We start from the raw sequence: 3,095 nt of genomic DNA on the forward strand, positions 1-3,095 counted from the left end.
ATGGGCCTACGCCCGGCCCTACACTTCAGAAGCCGAACGCGCCGCCACCTACGACCAGTGGCTCCACCACTACAATCACCACAGAACCCATACCGGCATCGGCGGCACAACCCCCATCAGCCGCGTTCACAACCTCAGTGGGAATTACATCTAGGGCGCCAGGGCCTGGGAGCGTCGATAGAACGTTGCGCGAGACATTCCGAGGTCGCGGGCAACCTGGGCAGCAGGTGCGCCTCCTTCGACCAGACGCACGGCGTTGCGGACCTGACTGTCCGTGATACGTCGGGGCAGGCCGCCCAGGTCCAGCCCGGCTTGCCGCCGTTTGCTGATGGAGTCGGCGACGCGTTCGCGTTTGATTTCATGTTCCATTTGGGCGAGGGCGGCCATGACGGTACACAGCATCGAGCCAATCGGTGTCGAGGTATCAACGTCGCCCCCGCCCGGGTTCAGGACCCTGAGGCCGGCGCCGCGGGTCCGGTGAGCGTCGGCGAAGGCGAGCATGTTCTGCGTGGATCGCCCGAGCCGGTCCAGGGTGGTGATGACGAGAGTGTCGCCCTCGACCAGTGCGTCCAGTGCTCGGTCGAACTGAGGTCGCGAGGACCTGGCCCCGGAGACGCCGCGGTCGACGTAGAGGTCATCCCGTCGGACGCCGGCGGCCAGAAGGTCTGCCTGCTGCCGCGTCGAAACCCGTGCGTAGCCGATCAGTTTCGCCGTGCCTGCTCCAGGGTGTTTCATAACTAATGGTGAATACACCGATTCAACCAGAGGGTTTCGAGACGTAGTTATGAGAATCGCGGGCGTCGCGAAGTCTCCCGAGAATTGGCGGAATCTTGGCCGCCGCCATCGCGGACTTGGCGTGGTCCCGGCGAGACGTCTCGTATCCCATGGGTTATAAGATGGGTCTAGGATCCGAGGTTGTCGATCTCGTAATCGTCATCGCCGTTCTCGGGCACACTTGTCCCGCCTTCGTCCCAAGTCCTCATGTCGTTGAAGCCCTTGCACGGGCCGAGACACCCGTCGCAGTTTAGGTTTCTGTGCTTCGCTGCGTGGCGAACTCGTGGGTCGTCGCCCATCGCTCCCAAGTCGATAGACTCCTCCGTCATCCGTGCCTGCGGGTAGCGCGGACGCGCGACCATCGATACTTCCTCGGCCCTCATATTGCGGGCGTTCGCGTAGGCCTCGGTCGGGTAAGCCTTCCCGATCTCGTGGTCGCACCGCGTTGCCCGGCAGATGGAACAATTTCCGTCGTCGTCTCGGAAGGCGGTCTTATCGTAAAACTCGGCCATGGTGTGGTCGCAGTCCTCGACCAGTCGCCCGCAGATCGAGCATTCGAAGTCGCTGATGAGCCCGGCGGACATTCCAACGCGCAGGTGGGAAATGTTGACGGAGCAGTTCGTCCAGAACTCATCGTCGTCTCGCAAAACGATGGGACAGCCAAACAGACCCCGGCGTATGAAAGCCGCCCGGTGGATCGCCGTGTGAGCTACCTCCGCCAATTCGTGATCCTCGAGGTAATTTAGTGCGGCTACGGCTGCGGCCTCGGAGCCTCGGATCATCGGCTCGACTGTGGCGAGCGTTTCCTTGTCAATCATCGCCGAGCAGGCGAGCCACTCGGAGCGCTTCTGCCGCTGGATTTCTCGACGAAGCGCATCGTCATCTGTTACTAACGGCGTGTGCATCGACGGAACATCTTTAGCGTGCTCGCCGAGAGCCGCCAGCGCTGCAGCGTAGGACTCGTCGGCAGTTCGTAGTGACTCCCTGCCGTTTACGTCGAGATAGCGTTCGCGGTGCGGTCCACCCGATGGCGGTATAGGTCCCCACTGCATAATCACCGTTGTGAAACGACGGCCCCTAGGTCCTGTCACTTTGGCCACCGCCAGGCTGGTCGAGGGACTGCTGCTTGATTACTCGCAGAGCTTCGAGGACCTCGGCACCGCTGCCCTCGATCTCGACGTTCCGTGACGTGCTGGTTTCGGCGATGGAAACCTTTAGGGGCAGCTCCAGTACGCTCTCGTCGGTCCACCCCTGGGACTTTGCGCGATGGGTGAGGAACTGCTCGACCGTGAAAATGAGCCAATCACTGGTCATGTTCACGAGAGCAATGCCAAGCGCCCACATCTCGGGGTCAATACTGAACTCCTGAAGATACTTTCGCGTACCCTCTGGAGTCGAAAACTCCACCGGGATACCAGCGGCGCGTGCGGCCTTTGGCAGGTATCGAACGTTGTCCGTGTAGCGCGGCATAGTGTCACCGTCGTCGTCCACCGGCTTCCTGGTGGGAATGATGTAGACCTTGTTCGGCTGCATGCTATCGGGGATTGCGCCGGGTAAAGGGCTCCATTCCCCCTCGGTAATTTTTGCTGTCATGCCACGGACGATACCGGTGGAAATGCAGTGAGGCGAACTAGTTGGGTACGCGTTCGAGGAACCAACCCCATGCTTCGTCGAGCGGCGTCCATAAGAGACGACCCTGGACGCGTTTCCCGTACCAAGCTGCACGTGTTGCATATCGGAAATCCGTTGAGGTGTGTTCCTTCCAAATCCACCCGGGACCGTAAGGCCCCATGCCATGGGGCTTGTCTGAAAATCCCCCTGGCCTAGGGAAGGTGACCAACTGATGTGTCAGTGCCCCGCGTGCCAGTACGAGCGCCCCGACCACTTGGCCGTTCTCCTGTGAGTAGGCCGCGTCTTGGTCCCTGCCGGATTTCATCCCACGAGGGACAAAGTACGCTTCATGAAGGTCGTATACGGCATGAAGAGCGAAATGTGCTTCGATTGCCGCAGCGTCGACGTCGTTACCTTTACATGCCTCTTTTACTCGCGCGGAGGCCAGCTCGAGAGCTCGGAGGCTCAACAGGTATGAGTTGCGGGTTTCTGGCACCTTCACAACATTACGGCGGCCGAATCCCGAAATTATGACAAGGAAGGCCCCCGTAGCCGGCAAGTCTGGCTGGGCCCCCGTTAGCAGTCCAGCGTCTATGCGATAGCTAATGTGTTTTCTTGCGTCCAGTTTTCCCAGTAGCGTTTCGGCGTCATGCCGTCCAGGGATCCGTGGGGCCGTTCATGATTGTAGATAGCTTTCCATTCCTCGGCCA

The 3,095-nt window shown here is 60.5% G+C and carries 5 protein-coding genes; 1 reads left to right on the forward strand and 4 read right to left on the reverse strand.

Annotated elements, in window-relative coordinates; translation table 11 throughout:
- A partial coding sequence (locus AC1DIP_RS22095; protein WP_477735105.1) for an integrase core domain-containing protein occupies window positions 1–154 on the forward strand: 154 nt, incomplete at its 5' end.
- Here AC1DIP_RS22095 and AC1DIP_RS22100 read toward each other — a convergent pair.
- From AC1DIP_RS22100 to AC1DIP_RS22115, 4 genes are all read right to left on the reverse strand, one after another.
- Complete coding sequence (locus AC1DIP_RS22100) at window positions 151–735, reverse strand: recombinase family protein (protein WP_477735102.1); 585 nt, start codon at window positions 733–735, stop codon at window positions 151–153. The genes AC1DIP_RS22095 and AC1DIP_RS22100 overlap by 4 nt on opposite strands.
- Before the next feature lie 167 nt (window positions 736–902).
- The gene (locus tag AC1DIP_RS22105; protein WP_477735103.1) at window positions 903–1,826 is read right to left on the reverse strand and encodes a hypothetical protein; all 924 of its coding nucleotides are present in this window, start codon (window positions 1,824–1,826) and stop codon (window positions 903–905) included.
- Window positions 1,827–1,851: 25 nt separating this feature from the next.
- Entirely contained in the window at window positions 1,852–2,367 is a 516-nt protein-coding gene (locus AC1DIP_RS22110) for a hypothetical protein (RefSeq protein ID WP_477735104.1), read from the reverse strand.
- A 609-nt stretch (window positions 2,368–2,976) separates the two neighbouring features.
- On the reverse strand, window positions 2,977–3,095 hold a 119-nt coding region (locus AC1DIP_RS22115; protein WP_477734928.1), incomplete at its 5' end, for an integrase core domain-containing protein.

Source organism: Pseudarthrobacter sp. 05T312 (assembly GCF_056396685.1).

Excerpts from the sequence above, each read along its gene's own strand:
- AC1DIP_RS22105 (WP_477735103.1), bottom strand. The coding sequence starts at position 1,826 with ATGCAGTGGGGACCTATACCGCCATCGGGTGGACCGCACCGCGAACGC.
- AC1DIP_RS22100 (WP_477735102.1), bottom strand. The coding sequence starts at position 735 with ATGAAACACCCTGGAGCAGGCACGGCGAAACTGATCGGCTACGCACGG.
- AC1DIP_RS22110 (WP_477735104.1), bottom strand. The coding sequence starts at position 2,367 with ATGACAGCAAAAATTACCGAGGGGGAATGGAGCCCTTTACCCGGCGCA.